Raw genomic sequence first — 21405 nt, forward strand, 5'->3', positions numbered from 1 at the left:
AATCGATGACCACGACAGAGGACCGACCGGTCGAACGACGGGGCGTTGTTCAGCGCCTCACCGAGCTGTGCGTCCGGTATGTCGAACGCCTCATGCCCGACCCGTACTTGTTTGCGGTCATCCTCACGCTCATCGTGGTCGCCCTCGTCGCGCTGCTCGTGCGCGGCGCGACGGCCTCCGGCGTGCTCAAGGCCTGGTACGGCGGGGTGTGGGGAGCGCAGAACATCTACACCTTCGCGTTCCAGATGGTGCTCGTCCTGGTGACCGGGTACACGCTGGCCGAGGCCCCCATCCTCAAGCGGGCCATCATCCGTGTCGCGAGCAAGCCGACAAACCAGGTGCAGGGCGCCCTGCTGTGCTTCGGTGTCAGCACCGTGTTGTCGCTACTGAACTGGGGCCTGGGTCTGGTAGCCGGGGCGCTGGTCGCGCGCCAGGTGGCAAAACGGCTCTCCGGCGCGCATTTCGGTTACCTCATCGCCACCGGCTTCATGGGTTACATCGTCTGGACCCAGGGCTTGTCGTCCTCGATCGCGCTCGCCAACACCGATGCGTCCAGCCCCATCAACGTGATTCACAAGATGACAGGCATGACAGTTCCGTTGACGTCGACGGTTTTCCAGCCCTACAACTTGGTCGCCGTGCTCGTCATGGTGGGCCTGCTCGCCATCGCCATCTGGCGGATGGCGCCCAGACAGAGCCTGGAGCCCGACCCCGCGGTGTTCGAGGAGGAACCGGAAGCGGCTGCGCGTACCGGCAAGCGGACACCTGCCGAGTGGCTGGAAAACCTGTGGATCCTCAACGTCGTCGTCTTCGCCGCGGGCATCACGTACTTCGTACTCAGCGGCTTCGCGCTGAACATCTCGTCGATGATCATGTTGTTCACCGTCACGAGCGCCCTGCTGCACGGCACGCCGATTCGATTCATCCGCGCATTTTCGAGCGCGGCGCGGGTGTCTGGCCCGTTGTTGCTGCAGTATCCGCTGTACGGCGGAATCGTTGGGCTGCTGGGTTATCTGCCCACCGGATCGGGCAAGGCGCTGCAGACGGTGCTCGCCGAGGCGGTGGTGCGGGGCGCAGACCAATACACGCTGCCGTTCCTGACCTTCATCGGGTCGGTCGTGATCTCGTTGTTCGTGCCGTCCGGCGGCGGGCACTGGGCCGTGCAGGGGCCGATCGCGGTCGGCTCGGCGCTGGCCATTGGCCAACATTCCCCGGTGTACCTCGGGCTGATGTCGATGTCGGTGGCGATTGGCGAGGGTGTCGCCAACATGATCCAGCCGTTTTGGCTGCTGCCGGTGCTCGCCATCGCAAAGCTGAATGTCCGCCAGGTGATGGGCTTTACGGTCATCGCTTTCCTGATCGGTTTCGGCGTGGCCAGCGCGGCGGTCCTCATCGCGCCGCACGTGCTCTGATATCCGGATGACCACCAACACGCGCCTCTCCCCCACCGCGCGGGTGGCCGCCGCGTATCACAGAATCACCGAAGTCGACCGGCCCGAGGTCTGGATCACGCTGCGTGAACAGGCGGACGTGCTCGCCGACGCCGACGCGGTCGAACAACGGCTCGCCGCGGGCGAGGCCCTGCCGCTGGCGGGACTCGTGGTCGCCGTCAAGGACAACATCGACGTGGCGGACCTTCCCACCACGGCGGCGTGCCCCGAGTTCGCCTACGTCCCGGCAACCACCGCCGCCGCCGTCGACCGGCTCCGCACCGCCGGGGCCGTCGTCCTCGGCAAGACCAACCTCGACCAGTTCGGCACCGGGCTCGTCGGCACCCGCAGTCCTTATGGCGCCGTGCGCAATTCACGCGATCCCCGCCTCGTCGCGGGGGGCTCCAGTTCCGGTTCGGCCGTGGCGGTGGCGCTGGGCATCGCCGACATCGGCATCGGCACCGACACCGCGGGATCCGTTCGGGTTCCCGCCGCGCTCAATGGCATCGTCGGCATCAAGCCCACCCTCGGGATCATCCCGACGCACGGGGTGGTCCCGGCGTGCGCCAGCTTCGACGCCCTCTGCGTGCTCGCGGCAGACCTCGACGTGGCTACCGCCGCGGCCGCGGTGATGGCCGGCCCCGATTCCCGCGACCCCCGCAGCCGGCCCTGGCCCGCCGACGTTCGGCTCGCCGCACCCACCGCCGCCCGGGTCGCAATTCCCAACGCCGCCAACCTGACCGCCCTCAGCGACGCCTACCGGGCGGCGTTCGAGCGGAGCGTCGCCCTGGCCGTCGACGCGGGGTTGACTGTCGAACCGGTCGACATCTCCGTGCTACTCGACGCGGCCCTACTGCTCTACGACGGCGCTTTTGTCGCGGAGCGATACACCGCCGTCGGGGAATTCCTCGAGACCCGACCGGCGGGCGCGGATCCCGTCGTGGCCTCCATCATCACCGCGGGACGGGCGATCACCGGCCCGGCGTTCGCCGCCGACCTGAATGCGCTGGCACGCGCGCGAGCCGACGCCGCCCAGCTCCTCGGCGGCTTCGATGCGTTGCTGCTGCCCACCACCACCGAACACCCCACGCTGGCCGAGGTACGGGCCGACCCCTACTCGATCAACCGCCGCATGGGCACCTACACCAATTTCGGCAACCTGCTCGACATGGCCGCGGTCGCGGTGCCCGGCGCAGCGACGGCAACGGGCGCTCCGTTCGGGGTGACGGTCGTCGTGCCGGCTTTTGCCGACCAGACCGCCGTGGACATCGCCGCACGATTGAGCGGGACGACATCGCCACTCCTGGTCGAAACGGGCTGCGACGTAGCGCTATCAGGCGCACAGGTGACTATGCGCCGGCAACTCGAACAACTCGGCGCGCGCTACACTGCCCGGGTCAACACGATGGAGCGGGGCGCGACCGTCGAGGGCGACCTTTTCCGCATCTCCGAAGCCGGCCTGGGCCACCTGCTGGCATCTCTTCCGGTGCCCGCCACCCTGAGCCGCGTCCACCTCGAAAACGGCCGCACTGCACTCGTTTTAACGACCGACGCCCGATCACATCCAGATCCTCGCTAGCGAGTCGGCGAGGGTTTCGGGGTCCTGCTTGTCCGTATTGCAGCTGACCGCCAGCGACGTGTTGCGGTCCCTGCTCACGCGGAATGCCGAGACGAATCCACCCCAGGCGCCGTCGTGGTCCAGCATTCCGTTGCCCAGTAGGTAGATCCCGGCGCCATAGCGGTCGGCGCCACCGGGTTCGGTGGGCACCGCCCCTGCGAGTTGGGCATCAAGCAGTCGCGAGCCGCCCACCCGGCCGGTCCGGTAATTGTCCGCCCAGGCGACCAATTGGCTGGGCGTGGTCTGGATGCCGCCGTCACCCACTTGCTCCCAGAGGGATTCGGTGGCGCCGTAGCCGCCGCTGCGCTTCTCGTAAGAGACGGCCTTGTCGGGAATCGGCCCGGTCGGATCCAACACCATCGCCAGGCCAAGCGGCTGAAAGATCTGGTCGGCGAGGAACTGCGCCAATGGCTTTCGCGCGATGCGGCGGACGACCTCGCCGAGCAGTAGGTAATTGGAATTGGAGTACTCGAACTGGGAGCCCGGTTGGAAACCCAGCTTCGGGACGCCGACCAGGGCCCGTAGGGCTTGGTCCTCGGTGGTACGGTCACCGATCTGGAACCCCTGCGCCTCGAGCAGCCCGACGTACTCGGGGATTCCGCTTGTCTGATGCATCAGTTGTCCGACGTTGACGGCGGCGGCCCAAGCCGGCAGCTCGGGCAGATACCGGGACATGGGGTCGTCGAGCGCCAGGTTGCCCGCATCGACGAGCAGCAGCAAGGCGGTCGCGGTGAATTGTTTGGAGACCGAGGCGATGTCGAACACCGTGCGTGTCGTGATCGCGCCGCCTGTCGACATGTCCGCCAGTCCGCGTACCCCCGTCCAGGCGACATTGCCGTTGCGGCCCGCCGCCGCCGAGCATCCCGGCGCGCCCGGTTCGATCGCGTCGTCCAGCACCTTCTGGCTGCCGCGTGCCTTGGCGGCGGTGCTATCGGTGGTCGGCGCGGTGGGGGCCGTCGCGGCGGTGGGCGGCGTGTGGTGGCCACCGCCGCAGGCGCTGAGCGAGAGGATGACCGCGGAAACCACCAACCGTCGGACGCGGTGGGCTCTGCCGCCCGGCGCCGTTAACATGTTGTGCCGCAGTCTGATCCGCCGCACGACCGGGCACAGCGAACTGCCGCACCTCGCGTGGGTGGCAGTGGCATAGCATGAATGATTGCGCGCTATGCACCTTCGCGCAAAGAAATTGCATTCACGGTCACCTAGCGGTTGTCATCAGGGAGTCGGCATGTCGGGTCGCAAGTTCTCGTTCGAAATCAACCGCACCAGTAGCGCGCCCGCCGCGACGCTGTTCCGGCTCGTGACCGATGGCGCCAACTGGTCGACCTGGGCCAGGCCCCTCGTCGTTCAGTCGAGTTGGGCGCGCGAGGGCGATCCCGCGCCGGGCGGCGTCGGGTCCGTCCGCAAGGTGGGCATGTGGCCCGTGCTGGTGCAGGAGGAGACCGTCGCGTACGAGCAGGATCGCCGGCACGCCTACAAGCTGATCGCACCGGCCACCCCCGCCAAGGACTACTCGGGCGAGGTGGTCTTGACGCCCAATCCGGCGGGCGGCACCGACATCCGCTGGACCGGTTCGTTTACCGAAGGCGTCCGCGGGACGGGTCCGATGATGCGGGCCGCGCTGGGCGGGACGGTGCGGTATTTCGCCGGGCGGCTGGTGAAGGCGGCCGAACGCGAGCCCCATTAGCACTGAGCCTTAAGGGCTTCAAACGCACACGGCTACGGGCCCGGGTGATCCTCGACCCATTGACCCTGTTGCTCAGCTTGCTGAGCCTGCTGTTGGGCCTCTTCGTTTTGCTGTTCGGCCTGCTGTTGGGCCTGTTGCTGGGCCTGCTGCTCCTGCAGCTGCGCTTGTTGTTCAGCTTGGTCGTCGTTCCCGTCGGTGGCGAAGCCGCCGGTGCCAACCACGCCTGGCCGGGTTTGGGCATACGGGCTGAACGGAGGCCCCGGAGACGCCGGCAAGTCCACGGCCGCGGCCGTCAGACGCACTGACCCCGGCTGGGTTTGTGCCTTCTCGGGGGACGCCGCATCGAATAGCGAGAGTACTGCCAGGGTGGCGGCCGCGGTGAAAACGAGCTGCGGTATGCGTAATCGCGGGCGCCGCTTTCCGTAGACAGTGATTTCGGGGCGCCGACGGTGGGGGGTGGGGGTCATCCTTCAGGTCTGCGCCTCGTTGCTGGCTGCAGGCTGGGAAGCGGCTGTCGCTCGCATATGAGATCGCACACCCGGTCCGGCGGTTGTCGGGCTGCCCAAACTCGTAAGCTTGCGTAAGTGATTGATGTCGTCATCGCGGGCGCGGGCCCGAACGGGCTGATGCTGGCGGGCGAACTGGGGCTGGCCGGGATCCGCCCGATGGTGTTGGACCCGCTGCCGGGCCCCAATCCGGGGCGGCGCGCCAACGGCATTGTGGGCCAAGCGGTTCGGATGCTGGACCACCGCGGCCTCTACGGCCCGCTGGCCGGGTCCGACGAGCCGCCGCGGCTCAACCCGCGCGCGATGTTCGCGGCCTTCCCGCTGGATCTCACGCTGGTGCCGGACGCGCAGGTCTTCCTGCTTCCGGTTCAGCAACCCCGGCTTGTGCAGGTATTCGCGGAGCGGGCCCGCCAACACGGCACGGATATTCGCTGGGCCCACAAGCTCACCGGCTTCGACCAGCACGACGACGGCGTCACCGTCCACGTCATCGGCCCGGACGGTCCCTACCAGCTGACGGCCAGGTATCTCGTCGGCGCCGACGGCGGCACCAGCACGACCCGCAAGTTGGCCGGCATCGATTTCCGCGGCATGTCGTCGTACGACCTGGTCGCGCGCCTGGGCTTCGACGTCCTACCGCCCGACGAATGGGTCGATCCGGACGGCGGGCTCGACATACCGGGGTTCGGCCGCGTTCCGCCGCTGCAGTTCCATCGCGCCGAGCAGGGTGTCTTCGCATACGGTGCGCTCGGCGGCCGGGCGGCGGTGATCGTCTTCGAACTCGACAGGGCGGCCCGCGAAGAACCCCGCGACGACAACGTCGACGAGTCGCCGATGAGCCTGGCCGAATTGGAAGCCAGCGCCAAGCGCGTCCTGGGCGCCGACGTGCCGCTGCGGCCCGCATCCCCCGACGCGCCGCTGGATCTGCGCCGGTTCTCCGGCATCAATTCCCGGCTCGCCTCCCGATACCAGGTGGGACGGGTGATCCTGGTCGGCGACGCCGCGCACGTTCACTCCCCGATGGGCGGGCCCGGGCTCAACCTCGGGTTGCAGGACGCGGTGAACCTCGGCTGGAAGCTGGCCGCCGTCCTCCAAGGTCGCGTCGGGCCGGAGTTGCTCGACACCTATGAGACCGAGCGGCGGCCCGCCGCCGAGCGGGTCATCATGCACAGCCGGGCCCAGTTGGCTCTGGTCCGGCCCGGGCCCGAGGTGACCGCGCTGCGGGAACTGTTCTCCGAACTCGTCGCCGACCCCGAGATCGTCCGTCGCCTCAGCGACCTGATCTCGGGAGCCGAAAACCGTTACGGCACAGTCGATAACGCCCACCCGCTGGCCGGGCGCTGGGTGCCCGACTTTGGCGTCGAAGACGCCGGCGGCACCAGGCGCGTCGCGCAGCTCGCCCGCGATGGGCGGCCGCTCCTCGTCGATCTCACCGAGCGCGGCGTGGCTGCGGCCGCGGCCGCCGATATCGCCGACCAAATCACCGTCGCGGCGGGTCGACCCGTCGGCGACGTGCCGGCCACCGCCCTGCTGGTGCGTCCGGACGGTTACGTGGCGTGGGCGTCCTCGGCGGCCACACCGGATGCCGACGAATTGCGCGAATTGCGTGCCGCGCTCGTACGCTGGTTCGGCTTTTGAGCCGCTCTGTGCAACGACTCGTCCTGATGCTTGATCGCTTACCGGGCGGCTATCGGTGCGCTCGACGGGGCGGAGCCCCGAGTTAGCTGTGAACGGGCGCCAGATACGGATATCAACACGGGACACTGCCGAAAACACCAGCTCAAACCGGATCATCGGCCCCGTTTGTCTCTTTCCTGCTTCTTGGGCATTGACCGAAAATGAAGTCGCGGGCATCGGGAATTCAGACCAAAAAGCCGATGGGCGTGGGTTTAAGTAAGACACTGGAAGGCGAATTACTAAGGGTGTCCTGGTCGGTTTGCCGGAACGGTAAGTGCCGATGATGCGGCGGTGACCTTCGGTGGCTTTGAAGAGGTGAATGAATGAAAAGATTCGCTATTTTCGGCATCGTGGCCACCGCATGGCTAGGTCTGAGTGTTCCCGTGGCGCAGGCGGATATCGGCGGAAACGTGCCCGGCCCCGGGTTGTGCGACTACCCCGGGGTGGGGGGCTCGGGCATGGAGATGGGGGCCTACCACTACTGGTGCGACTTCCCCGTCGAGGAGAACGGCAGTCGCTGGCACTGCGAGTACGGCGGCGGTGCCGTGCAGGGGATCGGCGGCATCAACATCTTCTTGTTCAACGCCTCGGTCATCGCTCCTCTGGGGGCGCTGGAGGGTTCGTGTTCGTTCCGCTGCCCCGACGGCGCGCTGTCGGCCGCGCCCAACCCACCCGGCGCATGGAAGAACGCGCTCACCCCGAAAAAATGCGTCCCGCTAGAAGTTGCGCCGATTTCCGAACCGAATGCGGAGCTGCCGGACTGGCCCGGGCATCTTCCCGGTGTGACAAACCCGGCCACCCCCAACCCGGTGACTACGGAAAACCCGTAGGGGCGGCCGCGGGTCGTCGCTAGGTAGGCCGTTTCTCGCCTTCATATTTCTTGGTCATGTACTCGATAGCCTGCAGCTGGGTCTGCGCGAGGTCGTCTCGCACCTGGCCGGCGCGGGCGGCGGCGTCCAGCGTCGGTTGCGCCTGCCCCTGGAAGTGCGGCATCACCTCGGCGGCGAACAGTTCGGCGGACCGCTTGGTCGCGGCCGGGTTGGCCCACTCGTGGCCCATCTGCAGAAAGCAGCCGAAGCCCCCCGACTGATCCCACAGCCGCTGCACCTGGGCCCGCGCCCGCTCCGGTGTGCCGATGACCCCCGCGCCGTTGTCGTTGATGATGTCGATCATCTCGTCGAGCCGCTCGCCCGGCATGGTCATCTGGGGGAAGGCCGCCACCTTCTGGAAGTACCGGAACCACGGCTCGATACCGAACTTCACGTCGGCGCGAGCCTGTTCGTCGGTCTCTGCGATATGCATCGGCCCGACCAGGCTCCAGTCATTGCGGTCGACCTGGGTGCCGAAAGCCGCGGCGCGTTCCTCGACGATCCCCCAGTGGTAGGCGAGCGCGTCGAAGCCCTCGACGATCAGCGTCGCCCCGATGGACAGCAGCCCGATGCCGTGCTTGCCGGCCAGCCGGGCGCCGGTGGGAGAGGCGACCGCGGCGACGGCCAGCGGGATGCCACCGTCGGAATAGGGCGCCAGTTGCAACTTGGCGTCGAACAGCTGATGCGTGGCCGTCTTGGCGCTCACCGTCTCCCCCGCCAGCAACCGGACGACGATGTCGAGGTTGGTCTCCAGCAGCTCGCGCGTGTCGGTCGGGGTGAGCCCGATCATCGAGGAATCGGTGGGTAGCGAGCCGGGGCCCATCCCCCCGATCACGCGACCGTGGGTGAGGTGGTCCAGCAGCATCAACCGGTCGGCGACCCACAGTGGGTTGTGATACGCGAGCGAAATGACCCCGGTACCAAACCGAATCCGCTTGGCGCGTTCCGCGGCGGCGGCGATGAAAACCTCTGGGGAGCTGATGATTTCGCTGCCGGCGGAGTGATGCTCGCCGAGCCAGACCTCGTCGAAGCCGAGGGCGTCGAGGTGCTGGACGAACTCCAGGTCACGTTGCAAAGCCAGCGTCGGATTGGTGCCGGCCCGGTGGAACGGGGCGATGAAATATCCAAACCTGAGCTTGGCCATGGGGTTCCCCTTGCAGTCCAGTTGCGGAGAACCATAACCCAAGGCGCTACCCGCTGGGCCGGAAGGGAAGACCCCAGGAATTGCTCAGCCGGTGGGGCCAGATCCTCATGGCCCCACCGGCTAGGGAAACAAGTCTTTCGTCGCTCGGTGCTTAACGCCGGCGCGCGATCACGGGATGCCGCCGCAGACGTTGCCCACGCAGCCGCCACCGCCGCCCGGGCCGCCGCCACCGGTCGGGCCGCCCGGAGCAGTGGAGGGCGCGGGCAGCACGCTGGACGTGGGAGTGGTGGTAGTGGGAGGCGTCGTGCTGCTGCTGGCGGGCCCCTTGTTCCCGCCGCCGCAGCCGACCGCCAACACGAGCATGGCCGCACCGCCGAAAAGCGCGACGGCGGTCCTAGCGTCAGATCTCATCAGAGCCCCCACTTCACTCGCCACTGTTATTGCGGTGAGGTATTCCTACCCCCGCGTGCGCTTCCGCAAACCGTGCCGAACGGCCGGATGTGGGAATTTGCCAGGCTCAGCAGTCGAGGCCGGAAACGCACGCGGTGAGGGTTGCGGTGTGAACGACGGTGCCGGCCGCCGGTGCGGCGTTTGGGTGCGCGGGCGCTGCTGCGGTGGACTGGTGCGCCGCGGTCGTCGCCGCGCCGCCTACCGGGCTAACGCCCACGCCGCCGAGTCCGAGCGTCAGGACCAGCGCCGTGGCGCCGCCGAACAGCGCGGTCGCCGCCTTGGTTTGTGTCTTCATTACCCTCTCCTCCGCTTGCGGTGTGCATATCAATAGCTAATGCTACACCTGTGCAACTATTGCTGCAAGGGAGAGTTGCGCAGGCAAATGAAACCCACGCAGCGAGCGGCTGCAGCTATCCGGGCGCACTCCAGGCACGGGCTGGTTCAAACCGTGACACGAGGGACCTCGGTCGAGGTCGGGACGGCTGGGCGGCGGTGTCGCCGCGGCCGCGCCGGCAAATGACTCGCCGGGCCAGCGTTGGGGTCCCGGCCGGGGCCGGGGGAAGGTTCTCCCTAGTCTTCCTTGGTGATCAGCTTCCGCAGCGCGACGCGGTCGGGCCGAAGCAGGTCGTCGATGCGGGGGCGGTTCACCTCGGCGACGATGATCTCGCCGACTTCTTGATTGACCTCGCTGAAGATCCCGTGGGACTTCATCTTCGAGGTCTGATACAGGTTGTCTTCGGTCGGCGTGACGTAGTACACCGCGTCGGCCTTGAAGCGGTGCACGAGCCACAGGTGGATCAGCGTCATGAGCCGCTTCTGGCGCAGCTTCTCGGCGAAGGTGTTCTGGTCGCGCACGGTGAGGATGCTGCGACCGTGGCGGTCCTTGATGGGGTCGAAGACGACGTTGGCGAGCTGCTCGTCACCGTTGCCGTAGATGCCGAGCACCAGCACGTCGGAACCGGCGCGTCGGGGCCTCAGCTGCACGCGCAGTTTCTCGCCGAGCTGGTAGTGCTCGCTCCACAGCGCCAGCCACTCCTCGAGCAACTTCTTCGGCACCTCGGTCTGCACGAGATGTTGATGCTGGGTGGAGCCCTTGCCCATCGCCTTGGTCGTCGCCGTGCGGCCCGACGAGGCGGCCAGCGCGGCGTCGCTGCGCGGGCCACCGACCAGGGTTTGCGGTGTCCGGTAAGGAGATTCGACCAGACGCATCTTGCGCTGCAGGCGAGCCAGCGCCAGCATGCCGTCCTGGCGCAGCGCGGTGGCGAACTCCTCGGCGGCGACGCCGTCGATCTGGTGGCCGCCGTAGGTGATGAAGTTGAAGACGAAGCCCATCTTGCCGAGCTCTTCGGGGAAGCGCTTCATCTCCTCGTCGGTCATCCCGGTGGTGTCCCAGTTGAACGACGGCGAGAGGTTGTAGGCCAGCATCTGGTTGGGGAACTCGGCGTGGATCGCCTCGGCGAACTGCCGGGCGTCGTCGAGATCGGCGGTCTTGGTCTCCATCCAGAGGATGTCGGCGAACGGCGCGGCCGCGAGCGACTTGGCGATCGCGTACGGAATGCCGCCGCGGATCTGGTAGTAGCCCTCCGGGGTCTTCGCCAGCTCGCAGTCCCAGGGCGAGTTGACGCCCAATTCCTTCGCCTTCTGCGTGGCCTCGTAGAGCGACGCCCGCTCGGCGAACCGGCGCCATTCCTCGGGGCTCATGCTGGGCGGCTCGTCGTCCTCACTCTCGCCGAACGCGAGGACCTCGGCCACGGCTTCGCCATAGGTCATCAGCCCCGCGTCGTCCTCCCAGGCGGCGACGAACCGGGACTCGACCTGGTCGAAGAGGTCGTCGATCGAATGCTCCCCGTTCTCCCGCCAGGCGTTGACGGCGTCGGAGATCAGCCCCTGGATGCCTTGGCGCTCAAGCCATCCGGTGGCGTTGGCGTACTCGGAGTCGGCCATCGCGTAGAGGAGATGGCCATTGAGTTCCTTGACGCCCAGTTCGTGGAAGCGCCGGACGAGCGCCAGGAAGCAGGCCTTGTACGACGGGATGTTCACGTTGGTGGCGCCGAGCAGGAAGGGCTGGTCGCGCTCGTCGGCGCGGCTGTCCAGCAGGTTGGCCGCCTCGGCATCGGTGCGGGCCACGATGATCCCGGGCACCCGCATGACGTCGAGCTGGAAGCGGGCGGCGTTGAGCCGCTTGATCTGTTCGTCGGAGGGCACCAGGACCTTGCCGCCCTGGTGGCCGCACTTCTTGGTGCCCGGGCGCTGGTCCTCGATGTGGTATCCGGGCACGCCGACCTCGACGAAGCGGCGGATCAGGTTGCGCACGTGCGGATCGCCGCCGTGGCCGGTGTCGGCGTCGGCGATGATGAACGGCCGGTAGTCATAGGCCGGGGTCGCGGCCCGCTGCCGCTCGCTCATGTGCAGGCGCTGGTAATGCTGGTTGCGGTCGGCGGTCAGCAGGGCCCGCACCAGCACCGCGGCGTCGTCGGGCACCTGGCTCAGCGGGTAGCTGGCCAGGTCGGGGCCGGGGTCTTCGGTGGTGGAACCCTTGGCCGACGTCGCCCAGCCCCCGAGATAGATGCCCTCGATCCCCATCCGCTTCATGCTCACGGCCTGCCCGGGCGAGTACGGCCCGAAGGTCGTGATGCTCTTCTTCACGGCGAACAGTTCCCGCAAACGCTGGTAGAAGGCGCCCGCAGCCTCGCGGGCGACGGTGTAGTCGGTGGGAATCGTGCCACGCTGCTCCACGACTTGGCGTGCCGTGTACAGGCGGATGATCCCGTCAAAGCGCGGGTCGTCGAAGTACTGCTGGGTGGCGGCGACCTCCTGTTCGAACGGCGCGCGGACCTCGGTGTCCTTGTCGATGATGGCCATGGGTCTACGCTCCTCTTCAGCAGGATTCCGCTGATCGTGAGTCTATCCCCGGGCCTGGCGCTTCAATCAGGGGTTACGTTCCCGGGGCAAAACTGTTGCCATACGGCCTCAGCGCCGCGCGCCGGCAATCAGTCACGAGAAACAGCGGCGAAGAGTAGCGTCACCGCCGTGGAGACCGAAATGCGCTTCGAGCGCTGGTATCTCCCCCTGGCGGTTCCCCTCGGGCTGGGACCCGAGCGCAGCGAGGTGCGGGTGGAGGCGGGAACGCTGCGCGTCAAGATGGGCTGGGCGTTCGAAGCCGACATTCCCTTGGCGTCGATCGCCACCGCCGCGAGGACGGACGCGCGCGTGTTATCCCGGGGCGTACACCACGCGCGCGGGCGCTGGCTGGTCAATGGGTCGGGGAAGGGCTTGGTGGCGTTGACGATAGAGCCACCGGCCCGGGCGAAATTCTCGGGAATCTCGGTGCCCCTGCGGTCGCTGTGGGTCAGCGTCACCGACCCGGATGCCCTCGTCGCCGCCTGCGCCCCGGCTCGCGCCTAGCGGAACTCGAGGCCGGCGCGGCGGCCCAACCAGTCCCGCTGCCGGCGCACGAATCCCGCGTCGACAACCTTCCCGTGACCCGGCACGTAAATGCCGTCGGCACCACCGATTTCGAGCACCCGATCCAGCGTCACCGGCCAGGCCGCCACATCGGAATCGCCGTCGATCGCGGGGTCGCCGGACTCCTCCACGAGGTCACCGGTGAACACCACGACCCGGCAGTCATCCCCCATCCCGGGCGCCGACACCACCAGGTCCGACGCGGTGTGGCCGCGGCCCGGGTGCTCGATGGCAACGGTGCGGCCGCCGAGGTCGACGACGGCGTCGTTGATCCCGTGTGGCGGAGGGCGCAGGGCGGCGATCGCCTGGTCGATCTGCGCGGCGTCCGCGCCGTGGCCCAGCGCGTCGCGGCGGAGCTCGTCGGTGGCCGTCGACAGGTAGTCGACCACCTCGGGCGCGCAGAACACCACCGCATCGGCGAACGCCGAGGAGCCCAGGACGTGGTCAAAGTGCTTGTGCGTCAACACAACATGCGTGACCGGCCCGCCGGCGATCCGGCGCACGTCGGCGTCGATCGCCGCCGCCTCGACGAGCGTCGTTCCGGTGTCGACGAGCAGCGTTCCCGTGCGGCCGTGCACCAGCCCGATCGTGACGTCGCAGAACGGCAGCCGGCAGCGATGCACGCCGGCGGCCGGCCGCTCCCAGGCGAAATGCACAAGGAGGAAGGTAGCCGCCGCGGTCCGACGGTGTCAGCACATGTCGGACAAAGTTGACATGTCGGGAAGTTCCGACATATATTGCCGGCGTGGCCACCGCCGATCGCGTCTTTCTCGCCCTGGCGAATCCGGTGCGGCGGGAACTGCTGGAGATCCTCGCCGGGCGGCCGCTTTCCGCGGGAGAACTCAGCGACCGGTTCGAGCTCAGCCGCCCGGCCGTCGCCGAGCACCTCAAAGTGCTGCGTGACGCCGGGCTCGTGGCCGACGAGCCGCAAGGCCGCCGGCGCATCTACCGCCTGACCGCAGAGCCGCTGGCGGAGCTGGGCTCGTGGCTGCATCCGTTCGAGAAGTTCTGGCGTGCGCGGCTGGCCGGGCTCGCCGAGGCAGCAGAGGAGCTGGCATGACCCGAGCAGACCTGGCCGGCAAATCTCCCGCCACCATCCGGGTGGACCAGTTCGTGGCGGCACCACCGGATAAGGTGTGGCGGCTGCTGACCGAACCGGAGCTGATGCGGCTGTGGTGGGCCGAGGGTGAGGTGGCGGCGGTGGTCGGTCACCAGTTCACCCTGGACATGCCGGGCTACGGCAAGCAGGCCTGCAAGGTGCTCGAGGTCGATCCGCCGCGCCGCTTCGTCTACACCTTCACCCCGGCCTGGACGCTCACCTGGCGCCTGGAGCCCGAGGGTGCCGGGACCCGAGTATTCTTGGAGCACAGCGGCTTTGACCTGGATGACAAAAGGATGGCCGACGCGTTCGAGCGCATGGGCACCGGCTGGCGCGGCGCCATCCTCCCCCGCCTGGCCGACATCGCCCCGCAGGCCTGAGCTCCAGGAGGGCGCACTATGCGCGCAGTCGTCATAACCAAGCACGGGGACCCCTCGGTGCTGCGGGTCGAGCAGCGGCCCGACCCACCGCCGCCCGGCCCGGGCCAGCTGCGCGTCACGGTGCGCGCCGCGGGGTGAATTTCGCCGACCACCTCGCCCGGGTGGGCATGTATCCGGATGCGCCGAAACTTCCGGCGGTGGTCGGCTACGAGGTCGCCGGGACGGTAGATGCCGTCGGGGATGGTGTCGATCCCAACCGCATCGGCGAACGAGTGCTGGCCGGAACGAGATTCGGCGGCTACGCCGAAGTCGTCAACGTCGCGGCCGACGATTCCGTCGCGCTCCCCGACGCGTTGAGCTTCGAGCAGGGTGCGGCCGTGCCCGTCAACTACGCCACCGCGTGGGCGGCGCTGCACGGTTACGGATCGCTACGCGCCGGCGAGCGGGTGCTGGTGCATGCCGCCGCCGGCGGCGTCGGCATCGCGGCCGTCCAGTTCGCCAAGGCCGCCGGGGCCGAAGTGCACGGCACGGCGTCGCCGGCAAAGCATCAGAAGCTGGCGGAGCTGGGGGTGGACCGGGCGATCGACTATCGCCGCGACGGCTGGTGGAAGGGCCTCGACCCCTACGATCTGGTGCTCGACGCGCTGGGCGGCACGTCGCTGCGCCGGTCCTATGCCCTGCTGCGCCCCGGCGGAAGGCTTGTGGCATACGGGATTTCGAACCTACAGCACGGCGAGAAGCGCTCGCTGCGCGCGGCCGCGCCGCACGCCGTGGCGATGCTGCGCGGGTTCAACCTGATCGACCAACTCTCGGAGTCCAAGGCCGTGATCGGCCTGAACATGCTGCGCCTGTGGGACGACCGCGGCACGCTCGAACCCTGGATCACCCCGCTCGCCAAGGCGCTCGACGACGGGACGATCGCTCCCGTCGTCCACGCGGCGGTGCCGTTCGCCGAAGCGCCGCGGGCGCACCGCATGCTGGCGGCCCGGGAGAACGTCGGCAAGGTCGTTTTGGTGCCTTGAGTTTCAGCATCGCCGCATTGGCTATGTATCCCCCATGGCTATCACCGACTCCCGCGAAGTCGTCATCGAGGCGACACCCGACGAGATCATGGACGTACTGTTCGACCTCGAGTCGCTGACCGAGTGGTCCTCGTTTCACAAAAAGATCGAAATCCTGGAGCGGGACGAGCAGGGCCGCCCCAGCAAATCGCGGCAGGCGGTCAAGATCGTGGGCGTCACCGATGAGCAGGTGCTGGACTATTCCGTGCACGACGACGGCGTCGGCTGGACACTGGTGAGCGCCAAACAGCAACGCGCGCAACAGGGCCGCTACACACTGACCCCCGAGGGCGACTCCACCCGCGTCCACTTCGAGCTCACCGTCGACCCCTCCGTGCCCATCCCGGGATTCCTGGTCAAAAGGGGGGCGAAGGGGCTGATGGAAACGGCGACCGACGGCCTGCGCAAGCGCGTGCTCGAAGTCAAGCGCGACAAGTAGTCGCTTCCGCGCCCGCGGTTCGCGAGCGACACTTTCCGTATGGCATCGAGACGGGTGGGCACATTTCACCGAATCGCATCGGTCGTCGGCGGGCTGGCGCTCCTCGCCGCGCTGCCCGGCTGCGGCGGACAGCGGGGCACCCACATGACGACTCCCCTGACGCCGAAGGTGACGACCCTGGGCCGGACCGTCCCGGCGGCGCCTGCCGGCGGGCCGCTGATGATCAGCAGCCCGGCCTTCCCCGACGGGGCTCCGATCCCGGCGCAGTACACCTGCAAGGGGGCCGGCGTGGCGCCACCGCTGACGTGGTCGTCGCCGTCGGGGGCGGCGCTCGTCGTCGACGACTCCGACGCCCCGCGCGGCCCCTACGTCCACTGGATCGTGGTCGGCATCCCGCCGGGACCCGGGAACACCGCGGATGGTCAGACCCCCGCGGGGGGAAGCAGCCTGCCGAACTCGGCCGGCCAGGCCGGGTACAGCGGGCCCTGCCCGCCGGCGGGCACCGGCGCACACCACTACCGGTTCAGCCTCTATCAGCTTCCCGCCACCTTCCAGTTGTCGCCGGGACTCGTCGGTGCGCAGGCGGCACAGGCGATGGCGCGAGCCGCCTCGGCGCAGGCGCAGTTCACCGGGACACTCGAAGGCTGACGCGGCGGCTTGTTGCGGCGAGACTGCGCCCAGCGCGCGGGCCGGCGCCTCAACAGCGATCTGTGCGCAGGCTCGACGCGCCCGGCGGCCTCTCCCTAACCCTCAGGTGTTCGGGTGGCGAGCCGAATCAAGCCGCGGCGCAACCGTTTGTCGCGCTTGCCGGCGGCAAGCTCGATCAGGGCGATCTCGGCGACCGCCGCGACCAGTAGCGCGGCGATCGGTTCCGGTGGCGCCCAGCCGAGGGCGACCAGGTCGGGCAGCACCGATGCGGCCGCGCTCTCGTTGCGGGCGGCGACCAGGTCGCTCAGTCCGGCCTCGGTGCGCGATTGGACCAGCAGCGCCTTGGTGGCGGGCTCGGCGAGGCAGCCATCAAGGTACGCATCCATCCCGGCCGCCAGCCGGTCGGCCCCGGGCGCCAGGTCGGCCGTGGCCGTAGCGATCGAGTCCTGCAGCTCGTCGTGGAATCGGGCGTGCAGGGCGCGCACGTATTCGGCGCGGCTGGGCCAGTGTTGGTAGAAGCTACCTTTCGCCATCCCCGCCTCGGCGACGATCGCGTTGACAGAAATCCTGGCCAGGTCGGCGGTTCCAAGCAGTCGCTGCCCGGCGTCCAGCAGCGCGTTGCGACCGGGTTCGGGCGGTCTCACCCCGACCCCGCCCTGCGCTTGGCGCGTCGCGCCAGCATCTCCCCGTACTGCTCGCAGACGTGGATCACGCCGGTCAGTTGATACGTGATCCAGCCCTTGTGCGTGGACGGGAGGTTCTTCTCGAACAGCCGGTGGCCGATGATCTGCATGGCCCATCCGCCGACGAACATGGTGGCGCCGATCTTCGGTTTGGCGAACAGCAACGGCAGGCCGGCCGCGATGATCGGCGTGCCGACGAGATGAGCAGCCCGCACCCCCGTCGACGTGTGTTGGGTTCGGTAGTAGGCCATCTTGTCCGCGAACGGCGCCTCGGGCGGCGGGGCTTGTTGCATCCCGATTCCTCCTTGTCAGGGCGTTCCTATCGTTGTAGCGTACAGTTTGACCGACCAGTCGGTCAACGCGCGAGAGGAATTGCCCATGCCGACCATCCACACCCGGGCGGGCCGGGTCGCCTACAGCGAACAAGGAACTGGGCCAACGGTTTTGCTGCTGCACGCGACGCTGCATGACCGACACGACTTCGACCCGATCGTCGATGCGCTGGCCCGGCGCTACCGCACCATCGCGGTGGACTGGCCCGGACACGGCGAATCGGATCCCTTCGATGCCACGCTGGAGCCAAGCGCGCCGCTGCTGGCCGACGTGCTCGAAGACGTCGTCGACGGCCTGGGTGTGTCGCGCGCGGTGTTCATCGGAAACTCGGTCGGCGGATTCGCCGCCGCGCGGCTGGCGATCAACCGTCCCGAATCGGTCGCGGGCCTGGTCCTGGTCAACGCGGGCGGCTTCGTACCGCTAAATCCGTTGGTCCGCACGTTTTGTCGGGTGCTCGGGACGCCGGCGGTGTTTCGCCGGGTCGCTCCCCTGTTCGTCCGCGGCTACATGAAGGCCCAGACCGACAGCGACCGTCGACTCAGCCAACGCGCCACCGCGATGGCGAAGACGCCCGAAGGCGTCCGCGTCGGAACGGGACTGTGGCGAAGCTTCGCCACGCCCGGGCACGATCTGCGCGGCCGCGCCGCCGACCTGACTGCGCCCACGCTCATCGTCTGGGGCACGAAGGACATCGCCATACCGCTGCGCGCGGGGCGCGCCACCCATGGCGCCCTTCGCGGCTCGCGGCTCGAACTCCTCGATACCGGGCACGTCGTCTTCTCGTCGGATCCGGCCGGCTTTCTCGCCGCGGCAGAGCCGTTCTTGGAGTCGGTGGCCCCGACGGGCCGCGGGGTGTGCATTCGCGGTGGCGACACGCCGGCCGACCCCGCCCTGGGCGCACACCGAAAGCCCTGAGCGCACAGTCACATCCGTGCCGCGCTCGCCACGGCCGCCGGCGCCGGCATGGTCGCCGATGCCACCCGGATCCTGAACCGGGCGGAGGCGCCGAGCTCAGTACAGGGGTGACCAATCCGACGTGCGCAGCAGGCGGCTCTCCCACTGATCGCGATACTTCAGCGCCTCGAACATGTAGCTGCCGGGCGCGCGGTGCTCCGCCGGGACCTCCTTGGTCAGCAGATGGACCAGCGCGGCATAGTTGTTCGAGTCGTCAATCTTCTGCCACAACATGGCTTCTCGTCGGCGGGCGCTACCGTGCGCGACCTGGAAGCACGCCTGGATGTCGAGGATGCGCATCCGGGCGGGCGCCTGGGACAGCGGCCGGTAGTAGATGTCGTGCCAGGACTGGATGTAGTCGTCCAGCGGCGCGTCGGGCCAGCCGGTGTCTTCCATGAACATCGTCAACGGGTGCGTCTCACCGCGGGTCGGCACGCTCGCCAGGTCGACGGTCTGCAGCGGTGACCAGGCGACGGGCAGCAACAGCTTGCCCGTGACTTCGTGGCGCAGGTCGTCCAGCTCGCGCATCCACGGCCGGAGGTCGCCCGTCTGCGCGCGTCGAACCATGCTCTCCCACGCCGCGCCGTCGGTGATGCCGGTGATGGTGACGACGTTGTAGGAGACCCCGGTGCCGTGGGCGTGGTTGGTGTACCAGAGCAGGCGAGCGTTGTCTTCGGTTGCCAGCATCGGCATCCAGCCTTCGCGGTAGGCGGCTTCGAATTCGTCCTGCCGCGCGCCCACCACCTTGTGGGTCTCGTGAAGAAACAGCATCGGCCCTCCCTGGTTTGCCGCTCAGGTCTCATCCAAGATCAGCGCGGCGAGCTCGCGGCGGTTGACCTTGCCGGTCGCGTTGTAGGGGATGTTCTCGACGATCGCCAGCCGCTCGGGCAGCTTGAAATAGGCGATCAACTCGCGGCAGTGCGCCCGCAGCTGCTCGAGAGTCACTGGGGCGCAAGCGACTACGGCCGCCCCCACGCGCTGGCCGAGCTCGTCGTCGGCGACCCCGGTGACTGCGACGTCGCTGACCGCCGGATGCGAGCGCAGCGCCTCCTCAACCTCGACCGGCCCGAACTTCTCTCCCCCGCGGTTGATGGTGTCGCTGAGCCGGCCGTACGGAAAGATGTAGCCGTCGGCGTCTCGGCGGGCGAGATCGCCGGTGTGCAGCCAGCCTTCGGTGACGTTTTGGGTGGTGTTCACCCACAACTCGCCGACGGTTCCGGGCGCGACGTCGTTGCCCGTCGCGGGGTCCACCACTCGCACCTCGACGCCCGGCAGTGGCCGGCCGACGGAGCCGGCGCGGGCCGGATCCAGGTGATCGCCGGGCAGCAGGGTCGTATACGCCCCGAGCGTCTCGGTCTGGCCGAACACGTTGGCGAACGCCACATGGGGAAGGGCGGCCATTGCCCTGCGCACCAACGTGATCGGCGCGGCGGCGGCCCCGTAGGCGATCGCGACCAAAGACGTCAGATCGGTGTCGGGGAGGTCGGGATGGTCGAGGATGCGCTGCAGCATCGTCGGCACCATGAACGTGGTGCTGACCCGATGTTGCGACACCAGCCGCAACCACTCGCCGGCGTCGAACCGTGGCTGCACCACCGAGGTGTTCCCCGAATACAAACCCCCCAGCGTCCCCAGCGCGCCGCCGACGTGGAAGAACGGGACGCACATCATCCCCACCGAGGGCTTTGCATCCGCCCGGAACGGAGTGGCCATTCCCTTGATCCGCCTCGCGAGCTGTCGCCCGGTGATCCCGATGGCCTTCGGAAGTCCGGTCGTGCCGCTGGTGAACAGCACCAGGGCTTCGCGGTCGGCGTCAGAGGCCGGCGGCGGTGACACCGCGTCATCGCCCGCGAGGTCGGACACCGTGAGCACCGTGGGCGCGCCCGCGGCGCGGAGCCGATCGACGTACGGCTCCCCCGCGACGGCCACGTCGGCGCAGCCGGCACTTCGCAACAGCCCGTGCAACTCCGGCGGCGTCAGCGCGGGATTCATCAGCGCGGCCGCGGCGCCGACGCGTGCCGCCGCGAGCAGTGTTGCGATCGACAGCAGGCTTCCGTTGTCGACGACCGCGACGCGCTGCCCCGCGATCACGCCGTGGGCGGCCAGGCGCGCGGAGCACCGCCGCACCGTCGCGGCCAGCTCGCCATAAGTGACGGAGCGCCCATCGATGATCAGCGCGACCCGGGCCGGATCGCCGGCGGCGGCGGCGTCGATGATCGTCCCGGTGTTCATGGCTCTAGTACAGGGGTGACCACGCCGACGTGCGCAGCAGCCGGCTGGTCCACTGGTCACGCAGGTCCAGGGCGTCGTGCATCCACGTTCCCGGGGCGCGGTGTTGGGGGGGAATGTGGGTGCGGAGCAACTCGAGCAGTTGCTCCGGCCGTTGAATGCGCTGCATCAAGATGACCTCCCGGCGCAGATGGCTGCCCAGCGCGGGCTGGAACGCCGCCTGGATGGTCAGCATGGACGACGGCCGCTCGAGGCTGCGCGCATAGACGTCGCCGCAGCGGTGGATGTATTCCTCGAACTTATCCGGATAGGGCCACATGGTGTCCTCCATGAAGAGGCACAGCTCGTGCTCGCGTGCGACGGTCGGCACCGCGTCGAAAGGCACCTCCTGAATCGGCGACCACGGGAGCGGCACCAAAAGCTTGGCATCGACCTCGTGGCGCAGGTCGTCCAGGCTGCGGATCCAGTCCCGCAGATCTCCCTGCTGAATCCTCCGCGCGAGCCGTTCCCATGCCGCTCCGTCCTTGACCGCGGTGATGGTGACGACGGTGTAGGACGGGCCACTGCCCTGCGCGTGATCGGCGTACCACAGCAGCCGGGCGTCCTCCCCGGCTCCCAGCATGGGCATCCAGCCCTCCCGAAACGCGGCCTCGAAGTCGTCTTCGCGGCGGCCGCGCACCTTGTGCACCTCGTGCATGAACAGCACGTCAGAGACCTCCCGACACGGGGCGCT

General features: G+C 68.5%; 23 protein-coding genes and 1 pseudogene. 12 read left to right on the forward strand and 12 right to left on the reverse strand.

Annotation, left to right across the window (positions count from 1 at the left end):
• Positions 1-5: 5 nt before the first annotated feature.
• Entirely contained in the window at positions 6-1412 is a 1407-nt protein-coding gene (locus tag A5764_RS26125; protein WP_067119465.1) for a TIGR00366 family protein, read from the forward strand.
• 7 nt (positions 1413-1419) lie between these two features.
• Entirely contained in the window at positions 1420-3009 is a 1590-nt protein-coding gene (locus A5764_RS26130; protein ID WP_067119467.1) for an allophanate hydrolase, read from the forward strand.
• Here A5764_RS26130 and A5764_RS26135 read toward each other — a convergent pair.
• Positions 2989-4119, reverse strand: coding sequence for a serine hydrolase domain-containing protein (locus tag A5764_RS26135; protein WP_082951932.1), 1131 nt, complete (start codon positions 4117-4119; stop codon positions 2989-2991). The genes A5764_RS26130 and A5764_RS26135 overlap by 21 nt on opposite strands.
• Positions 4120-4276: 157 nt before the next feature.
• On the opposite strand from A5764_RS26135, the gene A5764_RS26140 reads away from it, so the two are divergent.
• A complete protein-coding gene (locus A5764_RS26140) occupies positions 4277-4735 on the forward strand; it encodes an SRPBCC family protein (protein WP_067119472.1) in 459 nt (152 codons plus the stop codon).
• A 32-nt stretch (positions 4736-4767) separates the two neighbouring features.
• On the opposite strand, the gene A5764_RS28630 is transcribed toward A5764_RS26140, so the two are convergent.
• The gene (locus A5764_RS28630) at positions 4768-5202 is read right to left on the reverse strand and encodes a hypothetical protein (protein WP_156664894.1); all 435 of its coding nucleotides are present in this window, start codon (positions 5200-5202) and stop codon (positions 4768-4770) included.
• Positions 5203-5319: 117 nt separating this feature from the next.
• Here A5764_RS28630 and A5764_RS26150 point away from each other — a divergent pair, with 117 nt between their 5' ends.
• Together A5764_RS26150 and A5764_RS26155 are read left to right on the forward strand one after the other, a co-directional pair.
• Positions 5320-6879 (forward strand): FAD-dependent monooxygenase, encoded by a 1560-nt coding sequence (locus tag A5764_RS26150; RefSeq protein WP_067119478.1) that lies wholly within the window; start codon positions 5320-5322, stop codon positions 6877-6879.
• Between the two features lie 362 nt (positions 6880-7241).
• Positions 7242-7748 carry a hypothetical protein gene (locus tag A5764_RS26155; RefSeq protein ID WP_067119481.1) on the forward strand — a complete coding sequence of 169 codons (507 nt, stop codon included), beginning with the start codon at positions 7242-7244 and terminating at the stop codon, positions 7746-7748.
• A gap of 19 nt (positions 7749-7767) precedes the next feature.
• Here the strand turns inward: A5764_RS26155 and A5764_RS26160 are convergent, their stop codons facing one another.
• The 4 genes from A5764_RS26160 to aceA form a co-directional block, all read right to left on the reverse strand.
• The gene (locus tag A5764_RS26160; protein ID WP_067119483.1) at positions 7768-8931 is read right to left on the reverse strand and encodes an LLM class flavin-dependent oxidoreductase; all 1164 of its coding nucleotides are present in this window, start codon (positions 8929-8931) and stop codon (positions 7768-7770) included.
• A gap of 168 nt (positions 8932-9099) precedes the next feature.
• The gene (locus A5764_RS28635; RefSeq protein ID WP_156664895.1) at positions 9100-9342 is read right to left on the reverse strand and encodes a hypothetical protein; all 243 of its coding nucleotides are present in this window, start codon (positions 9340-9342) and stop codon (positions 9100-9102) included.
• Positions 9343-9448: 106 nt separating this feature from the next.
• Positions 9449-9676 (reverse strand): hypothetical protein, encoded by a 228-nt coding sequence (locus A5764_RS28640; RefSeq protein WP_067119485.1) that lies wholly within the window; start codon positions 9674-9676, stop codon positions 9449-9451.
• Between the two features lie 275 nt (positions 9677-9951).
• Complete coding sequence (gene aceA, locus A5764_RS26170) at positions 9952-12243, reverse strand: isocitrate lyase ICL2 (RefSeq protein ID WP_067119488.1); 2292 nt, start codon at positions 12241-12243, stop codon at positions 9952-9954.
• 180 nt (positions 12244-12423) lie between these two features.
• Between aceA and A5764_RS26175 the strand changes: the two genes are divergently transcribed.
• Positions 12424-12786, forward strand: a complete 363-nt coding sequence (locus A5764_RS26175; RefSeq protein ID WP_231989831.1) for a hypothetical protein — start codon at positions 12424-12426, stop codon at positions 12784-12786.
• Here the strand turns inward: A5764_RS26175 and A5764_RS26180 are convergent.
• The gene (locus tag A5764_RS26180) at positions 12783-13502 is read right to left on the reverse strand and encodes an MBL fold metallo-hydrolase (protein ID WP_067119492.1); all 720 of its coding nucleotides are present in this window, start codon (positions 13500-13502) and stop codon (positions 12783-12785) included. The two genes, A5764_RS26175 and A5764_RS26180, sit on opposite strands and share 4 nt — an antisense overlap.
• Positions 13503-13591: 89 nt before the next feature.
• Between A5764_RS26180 and A5764_RS26185 the strand changes: the two genes are divergently transcribed.
• From A5764_RS26185 to A5764_RS26205, 5 genes and pseudogenes are all read left to right on the forward strand, one after another.
• Positions 13592-13906, forward strand: coding sequence for a helix-turn-helix transcriptional regulator (locus A5764_RS26185; protein ID WP_156664896.1), 315 nt, complete (start codon positions 13592-13594; stop codon positions 13904-13906).
• Positions 13903-14325, forward strand: coding sequence for an SRPBCC domain-containing protein (locus tag A5764_RS26190; RefSeq protein ID WP_067119495.1), 423 nt, complete (start codon positions 13903-13905; stop codon positions 14323-14325). Before A5764_RS26185 ends, A5764_RS26190 begins: the two co-directional genes overlap by 4 nt.
• Positions 14326-14343: 18 nt before the next feature.
• Positions 14344-15347: pseudogene (locus A5764_RS26195) on the forward strand (zinc-binding dehydrogenase).
• A gap of 34 nt (positions 15348-15381) precedes the next feature.
• Entirely contained in the window at positions 15382-15825 is a 444-nt protein-coding gene (locus tag A5764_RS26200) for an SRPBCC family protein (RefSeq protein WP_067119498.1), read from the forward strand.
• A gap of 39 nt (positions 15826-15864) precedes the next feature.
• Positions 15865-16473: a YbhB/YbcL family Raf kinase inhibitor-like protein gene (locus A5764_RS26205; RefSeq protein WP_067119501.1), complete on the forward strand. Its 609-nt coding sequence runs from the start codon at positions 15865-15867 to the stop codon at positions 16471-16473.
• Between the two features lie 95 nt (positions 16474-16568).
• Here the strand turns inward: A5764_RS26205 and A5764_RS26210 are convergent, their stop codons facing one another.
• Together A5764_RS26210 and A5764_RS26215 are read right to left on the reverse strand one after the other, a co-directional pair.
• Positions 16569-17117 (reverse strand): TetR/AcrR family transcriptional regulator, encoded by a 549-nt coding sequence (locus tag A5764_RS26210; RefSeq protein ID WP_067119504.1) that lies wholly within the window; start codon positions 17115-17117, stop codon positions 16569-16571.
• Entirely contained in the window at positions 17114-17449 is a 336-nt protein-coding gene (locus A5764_RS26215; protein ID WP_067119507.1) for a DUF962 domain-containing protein, read from the reverse strand. The genes A5764_RS26210 and A5764_RS26215 overlap by 4 nt, the downstream gene beginning before the upstream one ends.
• 85 nt (positions 17450-17534) lie before the next feature.
• Here A5764_RS26215 and A5764_RS26220 point away from each other — a divergent pair, with 85 nt between their 5' ends.
• Positions 17535-18404 carry an alpha/beta fold hydrolase gene (locus A5764_RS26220; protein WP_082951933.1) on the forward strand — a complete coding sequence of 290 codons (870 nt, stop codon included), beginning with the start codon at positions 17535-17537 and terminating at the stop codon, positions 18402-18404.
• Positions 18405-18500: 96 nt separating this feature from the next.
• Here A5764_RS26220 and A5764_RS26225 read toward each other — a convergent pair whose 3' ends face one another.
• The 3 genes from A5764_RS26225 to A5764_RS26235 are packed head-to-tail and all read right to left on the reverse strand — an operon-like array spanning position 18501 to position 21369.
• On the reverse strand, positions 18501-19214 hold the full coding sequence (locus A5764_RS26225) for a hypothetical protein (RefSeq protein ID WP_067119515.1): 714 nt from the start codon (positions 19212-19214) through the stop codon (positions 18501-18503).
• Positions 19215-19235: 21 nt separating this feature from the next.
• A complete protein-coding gene (locus tag A5764_RS26230) occupies positions 19236-20675 on the reverse strand; it encodes a class I adenylate-forming enzyme family protein (RefSeq protein WP_067119518.1) in 1440 nt (479 codons plus the stop codon).
• A 4-nt stretch (positions 20676-20679) separates the two neighbouring features.
• Complete coding sequence (locus A5764_RS26235; protein ID WP_231989832.1) at positions 20680-21369, reverse strand: hypothetical protein; 690 nt, start codon at positions 21367-21369, stop codon at positions 20680-20682.
• Between the last annotated feature and the right edge of the window lie 36 nt (positions 21370-21405).

It is taken from the genome of Mycobacterium sp. 852002-51057_SCH5723018, assembly GCF_001667035.1.
Lineage (GTDB): Bacteria > Actinomycetota > Actinomycetes > Mycobacteriales > Mycobacteriaceae > Mycobacterium.

Excerpts from the sequence above, each read along its gene's own strand:
- A5764_RS26130 (WP_067119467.1), top strand. The coding sequence starts at position 1,420 with ATGACCACCAACACGCGCCTCTCCCCCACCGCGCGGGTGGCCGCCGCG.
- A5764_RS26140 (WP_067119472.1), top strand. The coding sequence starts at position 4,277 with ATGTCGGGTCGCAAGTTCTCGTTCGAAATCAACCGCACCAGTAGCGCG.
- A5764_RS28640 (WP_067119485.1), bottom strand. The coding sequence starts at position 9,676 with ATGAAGACACAAACCAAGGCGGCGACCGCGCTGTTCGGCGGCGCCACG.
- A5764_RS28635 (WP_156664895.1), bottom strand. The coding sequence starts at position 9,342 with ATGAGATCTGACGCTAGGACCGCCGTCGCGCTTTTCGGCGGTGCGGCC.
- A5764_RS26230 (WP_067119518.1), bottom strand. The coding sequence starts at position 20,675 with ATGAACACCGGGACGATCATCGACGCCGCCGCCGCCGGCGATCCGGCC.
- A5764_RS26235 (WP_231989832.1), bottom strand. The coding sequence starts at position 21,369 with ATGCACGAGGTGCACAAGGTGCGCGGCCGCCGCGAAGACGACTTCGAG.
- A5764_RS26200 (WP_067119498.1), top strand. The coding sequence starts at position 15,382 with ATGGCTATCACCGACTCCCGCGAAGTCGTCATCGAGGCGACACCCGAC.
- A5764_RS26220 (WP_082951933.1), top strand. The coding sequence starts at position 17,535 with ATGCCGACCATCCACACCCGGGCGGGCCGGGTCGCCTACAGCGAACAA.
- A5764_RS26125 (WP_067119465.1), top strand. The coding sequence starts at position 6 with ATGACCACGACAGAGGACCGACCGGTCGAACGACGGGGCGTTGTTCAG.
- A5764_RS26175 (WP_231989831.1), top strand. The coding sequence starts at position 12,424 with ATGCGCTTCGAGCGCTGGTATCTCCCCCTGGCGGTTCCCCTCGGGCTG.
- A5764_RS26160 (WP_067119483.1), bottom strand. The coding sequence starts at position 8,931 with ATGGCCAAGCTCAGGTTTGGATATTTCATCGCCCCGTTCCACCGGGCC.
- A5764_RS26135 (WP_082951932.1), bottom strand. The coding sequence starts at position 4,119 with ATGTTAACGGCGCCGGGCGGCAGAGCCCACCGCGTCCGACGGTTGGTG.
- A5764_RS26215 (WP_067119507.1), bottom strand. The coding sequence starts at position 17,449 with ATGCAACAAGCCCCGCCGCCCGAGGCGCCGTTCGCGGACAAGATGGCC.
- A5764_RS26190 (WP_067119495.1), top strand. The coding sequence starts at position 13,903 with ATGACCCGAGCAGACCTGGCCGGCAAATCTCCCGCCACCATCCGGGTG.
- aceA (WP_067119488.1), bottom strand. The coding sequence starts at position 12,243 with ATGGCCATCATCGACAAGGACACCGAGGTCCGCGCGCCGTTCGAACAG.
- A5764_RS26225 (WP_067119515.1), bottom strand. The coding sequence starts at position 19,214 with ATGCTGTTTCTTCACGAGACCCACAAGGTGGTGGGCGCGCGGCAGGAC.
- A5764_RS28630 (WP_156664894.1), bottom strand. The coding sequence starts at position 5,202 with ATGACCCCCACCCCCCACCGTCGGCGCCCCGAAATCACTGTCTACGGA.
- A5764_RS26155 (WP_067119481.1), top strand. The coding sequence starts at position 7,242 with ATGAAAAGATTCGCTATTTTCGGCATCGTGGCCACCGCATGGCTAGGT.
- A5764_RS26205 (WP_067119501.1), top strand. The coding sequence starts at position 15,865 with ATGGCATCGAGACGGGTGGGCACATTTCACCGAATCGCATCGGTCGTC.